This is a genomic window from Neisseria sp. P0021.S007 (assembly GCF_051956855.1).
Window position 1 is genome coordinate 1 of the sequence record NZ_JBQCXA010001369.1, and the last position, 492, is coordinate 492.

The 492-nt window shown below is 51.4% G+C and carries 1 protein-coding gene; it reads left to right on the top strand.

The window, feature by feature from the left end:
* Window positions 1–80: 80 nt before the first annotated feature.
* The coding region (locus ACTHUR_RS19215; RefSeq protein ID WP_440400382.1) for a TetR/AcrR family transcriptional regulator at window positions 81–492 on the top strand (412 nt) is incomplete at its 3' end.

The window sequence follows — 492 nt, forward strand, 5'->3', positions numbered from 1 at the left end:
GTATTTACTCGATTTCAGGTAGAATTACACGCCGAACCCAATTGGCTGCCCGCTTCGTTCAGCCTGTAAATCCAAGGAGTATGCCCGTGACCCGCATTGCAAAAACCAATACTTACACCCGCATCATCGACGCCAGCCTGACGCTTTTCAACGAGGAAGGCGAGCGCAACATCAGTACCAACCATATCGCGGCGCATTTGGGCATCAGTCCGGGCAATCTTTATTACCACTTCCGCAACAAAGACGAAATCATCGTCCAACTGTTCAAACGTTACAGCGAAGCCCTGCTGGCATATCTGAATGAAGCCGTATTGCCGTCCGATGTGGAAGACTCCATCAACTATATGGCGGGCATTTACGATGTCATGTGGGAATACCGCTTCCTCTTTAGCGACGTGAACACCCTGCTTGCGCGCAGTGCCGAACTATTGGGCGAACACAATACCTTCACCCAAGCCAAAGTCTCCCCGCTCTTGGTCAACCTGCTCACTC